Source organism: Roseiconus lacunae (genome assembly GCF_008312935.1).
Classification (GTDB): Bacteria; Planctomycetota; Planctomycetia; order Pirellulales; family Pirellulaceae; genus Stieleria; species Stieleria lacunae.
Map to the genome: position 1 here is coordinate 1 of NZ_VSZO01000081.1, position 4,884 is coordinate 4,884.

The 4,884-nt window shown below is 52.2% G+C and carries 4 protein-coding genes; 1 reads left to right on the forward strand and 3 read right to left on the reverse strand.

The annotated features are described in order from the left end of the window. On the forward strand, nt 1–366 hold a 366-nt coding region (locus FYC48_RS28575; protein WP_235034465.1), incomplete at its 5' end, for a hypothetical protein. Between the two features lie 911 nt (nt 367–1,277). Here FYC48_RS28575 and FYC48_RS27305 read toward each other — a convergent pair. The 3 genes from FYC48_RS27305 to FYC48_RS27315 all read right to left on the reverse strand — a co-directional run bounded on the left by FYC48_RS27305 (nt 1,278) and on the right by FYC48_RS27315 (nt 4,501). Then, nucleotides 1,278–1,682 carry a hypothetical protein gene (locus FYC48_RS27305; protein WP_149499990.1) on the reverse strand — a complete coding sequence of 135 codons (405 nt, stop codon included), beginning with the start codon at nt 1,680–1,682 and terminating at the stop codon, nt 1,278–1,280. Nucleotides 1,683–2,239: 557 nt separating this feature from the next. Continuing rightward, complete coding sequence (locus FYC48_RS27310) at nt 2,240–3,028, reverse strand: hypothetical protein (protein WP_149499991.1); 789 nt, start codon at nt 3,026–3,028, stop codon at nt 2,240–2,242. Nucleotides 3,029–3,736: 708 nt separating this feature from the next. Next, the gene (locus tag FYC48_RS27315; protein WP_200836716.1) at nt 3,737–4,501 is read right to left on the reverse strand and encodes a hypothetical protein; all 765 of its coding nucleotides are present in this window, start codon (nt 4,499–4,501) and stop codon (nt 3,737–3,739) included. Between the last annotated feature and the right edge of the window lie 383 nt (nt 4,502–4,884).

The following is a 4,884-nucleotide window of genomic DNA, read 5'->3' on the forward strand; positions in this document are numbered from 1 at the left end:
ACAAAACCATTGATCATCGATGAACCGTTAGCGATTCTAGAGATCGCAAAAAACAGTGGGCCTCACCACCGGGCGTCGGATGGCATCGCGAACGGTTGCGATGACCGGGCCGCGGCGAACGATCATCCACTGAAGAAAAACACGACTCCGCGGCTCCGTGTCCATCGCTTGGTTCGTCGGGCGTTAATCAAGTGTTTCGACAAACGCTCGACATTCTTGTTCATGCTGATCGTACGGCAAGTCGCCGACACGTTCCCAAAGCACAAACAGCTCGTTTATGTGCCGAAATTGTACCAAATCAGCAATGCGTCTGATGCGATCGTCATCATCACACGATTCGCCGATATCAAGCATCAAGTGGGCTAGGTACTGTTGCCAATTGCGAAACCGCGTAACTTCGTCCGGATCTTCCAGAGCCAGATAGATCAGTTGATTTGCATCAGGGTCGTCAAACAGCACCAGATCGAAGTTGCCGTTGTCGAGAATTGGTACGATCCGGTCTGCGGTATAGAGAATCTGCGTGTCTGGTGACAGGAAAAACTCTTCCGGTGGACCAAAATAGATATCGAGATTCTCTGGGAGTTGCTTTGTCCGATACGAGTCAAGGAAGACTGGCGCCGGTTGCCATCGTGCAAGTGCATCCGAAGCGTGTTGACGAGTGATTGGCATAGGGCGCTAATTGATCCGACGAACGGTAACGATCACGTGGCCGCCGCGAACGACTCACCACTTCAATGAGTCCAACTCGGCGGCTCACGTGCATCGATTGGTTCGTCGATTTACGGTTGTCGCCAGCTTGAAGTTGGACGGACATGATCCATTGTAACAATCGCTTAGCAACATGAGACGATCAATCAGTCCGGACCGGGATCACGATAGTGCATGCGACTCGTGGTGCCGGATTCAATCGACATCCGATCGATTAATCATTCCGGCGAGTTGGGGGAATTCGAAGACTCCGCCGCGACGAAGCAGTAGACGTATGAGTTTACAATCCAACGTTGGCGATTTTTGGGAGTTGGGAACGTTAACCAAACCGCGACATCAAGTGCGATCAACAGGAAACAAAGGTCGCGTCATCATGAAGCGGGCCGACTGCGGTCACCCTATCCGGCTTGTGCGTTGATCCGAATTCAAAGATCGATGAACCTACCAGCGTGACCAAGCACGACGAACGTCCGCCGTAACCGAGCGGCGACGAAAGATTTTCGATTTCAAAACCGCCCGACTTCGCCGCTTCGGTTCACGGCATTGTTCTGTCGCGCGTCATACTTAATTTAAGCTGTATCGATCGGAATCTGTTCAAATGAGTCAACCGTGAACTCCGCGAAATCGTTGTCTTCGTCCCAGACTTCCACACGGTATCGCCCGAATTCCAATTGTCCGCCAATGTCCATGATGCGAAATTGATAGCAATCATCGAGTGCCGCAACAACAGCCGTGACCGGTCGTGGGTCTGCGCAACGCAGTTCATAGATCGTATCGCCATGTTCAAAGGTAATGACCGCTACGCGTGGATACTGCGTTATTTGGACGCTTTTGACTCGTGACGGGTAGGGAGTTTCGAACTTATATGCAGACATGTGATGCTGTCTGAGCGACAGAACGGTAGCCATCACCGAGGACTGACGATTGATTGTCCACTTCAAAAACCTCGCACTGTCTTCAGTCTTTGACGTCATCAAGGTAGATCGCGGTCGCTAACACCAAGTCAATATACGCGAACGTGGCCAACCTGGAAAGCAACACGTCCACCCTCCGACCTGACCGTCTCCAGAATGCAAGGCGGGCTCCTTCGTCGTCGCGCAGGACAAAGTCCGTTCCACATACTCCAAGCAGCAGTGAGCACGTTATTGGCAGATCGGATGATCTGTGACGTACGTGACCGAGAGACACGGATCGCTGTCGATAGCGTAATCGCAGCCTAGGCAAGTGTTGATTAGGTAGGATCCGAGCGGTTTCGTCACTGGCGAGTCGCAAAATGCCAACATTCCCTGATACGTACCCGCGAACCAGTTTGTTTCCGGCAAGGCAAAATGCGAACAAGAACCGCTCAGATCCGATGTTGCGTCCTTGTGTTTCCACAGCGATGCGCTCACTTGACGTCACTATTGAAGTCCGTGGCGGCCCGATTAACGATGACTCTATCGCTACTCGCCGAGACATCAGGGTACATTCCATGAAGCAGAACGTCAGCCGTCACCGAGGACGGGCCAAGAATCCAACCACTTCAAAACCGTCAACTCCCGTCCTTCGGTGCACGGCATTGTTCGTCGTCTTGGACGTCATCAATGTCGACAAATGGTTCAGCATCGCGGCCCGATACCGTCATGGTAAATTCAACCTTTCCAGTCGTTATCTCACATACAGCTTTCGGGTTGTCCAGATCACAGTTCTTTCGCTCAGTGACGGCTACAGTTGCTCGGGCAATACCGAACGGTGCAGTATCCGATCTATTGAATTGGAATGTCGTATCGATAGTAATCGCACCTCCGTAGAACCGGTGTTTCCCCTTTTCGATTACCGTCGTCTGTTGGGCAGCAGGTGCTTCGACAACGTCTTGTTTGCTCTCGTCACTGGCATCGGGCTGATCATTCTGCGGCGGGCATACGAGCATGAGGCGCGGCAGATAGTCACCCCAGTTAGGGTCTAATCGCGGCTTTTGGTTGAGATCACGGACCCACACTTCTTTCGCACTACCAAGCGGATCATCCCCCATCCGCAATTCTTGGTTTGGTACCAAAAATCGGAATCCTCGACGTGCGCGTTTATCTACGGTTTCAACAACGAGTTCGACCCACGTGCATTCGATACCGTCAACGGTTTGTCTTTCTAGTGCTTTAAAAGTTACATCAAGCTTCCGCATCGGTTCTCCCGGCCACTCCTCAATCATGCGGAAGGTCGCCCACTCTCCCTTCGAAGGTAAACGTTGCAAAAGCCCGTCAGCGAAGGATTGAACTCCAAATAAGCCCACTGAACAGAGAATACAACCCAGGGCAACTATTGGTCGCGTCATATTTTTCTTCATTCGAAGAGTATCGGGAGTGCATGGAACACCGGTGGAACAATGTAAACCTCTGCACTAGATGCGCAACACAGAATCATTTGCTTAGCAAAACCGAAAATTCGGCGATAGAACCAAGCCTACAGGTCGACGAACGTTGGTGATAACGGGGTCGTGGCCAAACATCGTGAACTCAGGAAACAGCAGCGCCCGCGACTCCCGTTCATCACATGGTTCGTCAGGCTACGTTTGCCGCCGGCTGGAAGTTGGACGGACCAGAACCATTGTAGCAATCGCTGCGTGGTGATGGGCCTTATTGTCAAGCGGGATTACGATGTTAAACCGTGACTACGATTGCGATCAACAAGCGACAGAGGTTCCGTCGTCATTGGATGGGCCGGTACATGAGTCTATGCGATGGGACAGGCGCGACGGCCAAACCGCAACATCAGGTGCGATCAACAGGCGACTACTGTTCCGTTGCCAATCGATGGGCCACTACGCGAGTCATCCGGCACGACGAAAGTAACTTGCGTTGCAAATCGCCAAGCCATCATCCGATTGGAGAAGAGGATCTATCAAACCGTGACATCAAGAGCGATCAACAGGAAACAGAGGTCGCGTCACGAAGCGATGGCCCCGAATTCAGTCACGACGACAGGCGTCGGATCTGATCCGCACTCGAAGATGAATGAACCAACGAACGTGAAGTAGCAAGACGAACGGGCCGGATCACGGCGACCGAGGAGTTGATTCTGATTTCAGGATCGACGACGCCGAGGTCTCCCGTGCATCCGATTGTTCTGTCGCGTCGTCTTGGGGTTTGTAGCAACAAACTGTAGGTCGTACACCCAACAGTCTTGCAGTTGAAAATGCAGAGACAACAGTAATGGATCGCCCGAACGTGTAAAGGTATCGGTCAACTATTGATCCCCCTAGAATACCGCCCTGCTGATGCCCTGTCACCTGCTCAGCAATACTGGCGACGATACTGGTCCCGATTCCATCCAATGCAATGGCAGCCACAAAAGCCGGTATCACCGACCACCAGCGTTTCGTCAACCCGAACAGGATTACTGTAGCAGCAATAGTTTGTGGAATTTTAAAAGGTAGAGACGCCCCTATCCATTCCTTGATAGCATCCGTGTGAGAAAGATGACTGTAGTAAGTTTGCGGTGCTAGATCCGACGTCAGAAATTGAATCCATGCGATCGCAACTGCTGCCGTCGTTGCAAACCCGATTAGTCCAGAAATCGAAAACCGGCCGGTATGTTTTGGGGCTTCACCCGCGCTCGTAAGGACAATCGCAGCAAAGGTGACAACAGGCGTCAACAGCCAGGAGAGCATCAGCATCGACAGTAAATCAAGTACGGGTCTAGCGTAGTCTTCAAGTTCATTTCCTGGAAAGCGAAAGGATGCGTCTGACGACGTCCACCATTCTTGTGTAACCGAGAACAGCATTCGACCGTATGCATACGCGATTATGTAAGTTGCCACGCGAAGCCATCCGCCGCCTGAACGCCAAATCTGGGATCGCGTAACAAGCCATATGGCGAGTACCGTACCAATTGAGCCAAGCCCCAAGCAAATTTCCCGATTGGTGTAAGCCCCTGTGTATTTGTGGTCTGGTCGTAGTGGAAGATGCTCACGGTGACCGCTCCGATCAGCAATAAGACGGCCATAAATAGAGCGCGTCTGGTGACTGTCCGCGCTAACCTGCGATCGAGATCAATCACATGTACCTCGTTGTTTCAGTGACAGAACGGTGGTGATAACGGGGTCGCGACCAAACATCGTGAACTCTGGAAACAGCAGCGCCCGCGACTCCCGTTCATCACATGGTTCGTCAGGCTACGCTTGCCGCCGGCTGGAAGTTGGAC

What these genes read in the sequence shown, in the direction of transcription:
- FYC48_RS27305 (WP_149499990.1), bottom strand. Translation starts at nt 1,682, where the DNA reads ATGACGTCAAAGACTGAAGACAGTGCGAGGTTTTTGAAGTGGACAATC.
- FYC48_RS27310 (WP_149499991.1), bottom strand. Translation starts at nt 3,028, where the DNA reads ATGAAGAAAAATATGACGCGACCAATAGTTGCCCTGGGTTGTATTCTC.